This window comes from Streptomyces glaucescens (genome assembly GCF_002154375.1).
Classification (GTDB): Bacteria; Actinomycetota; Actinomycetes; order Streptomycetales; family Streptomycetaceae; genus Streptomyces; species Streptomyces glaucescens.
The window spans coordinates 176-532 of sequence record NZ_MUND01001082.1 but is presented as its reverse complement, the minus strand read 5'-3'; the positions used below and the strand labels follow the sequence as shown (position 1 = coordinate 532).

General features: G+C 72.0%; 1 protein-coding gene. It reads right to left on the bottom strand.

What is annotated here, in order from left to right; translation table 11 throughout:
• Nucleotides 1–357, bottom strand: a 357-nt coding sequence (locus tag CCN42_RS40745) for an SDR family NAD(P)-dependent oxidoreductase (protein ID WP_245877712.1), incomplete at both ends; no start/stop codon positions are given.

The following is a 357-nucleotide window of genomic DNA, read 5'->3' as shown; positions in this document are numbered from 1 at the left end:
GTGTCGGCGACGTCGTCGGCGGTCAGCGGGTCCGGCACGCCCTGGTACACCTTCTCCGCGCGCTCGCTGTCGCCGCCGAACCGGGTCAGCGCGAACTCCTCGGTCTTGACCAGTCCGGGCGCGACCTCGATGACCCGCACCGGGCGGCCGACGATCTCCAGGCGGAGTGTCTCGGCGAGGACGTGGGCGCCGTGCTTGGCGGCGACATAGCCGGCGCCGCCCTCGTAGGTGCCGTGGCCCGCGGTGGAGGAGACGACGACCACGGTGCCGTCGCCGCTCGCCTCCAGCTTGGGCAGCAGGGCCTGGGTGAGGTTGAGCGTGCCGATGACGTTGGTCTCGTACATCTGCCGCCAGTCG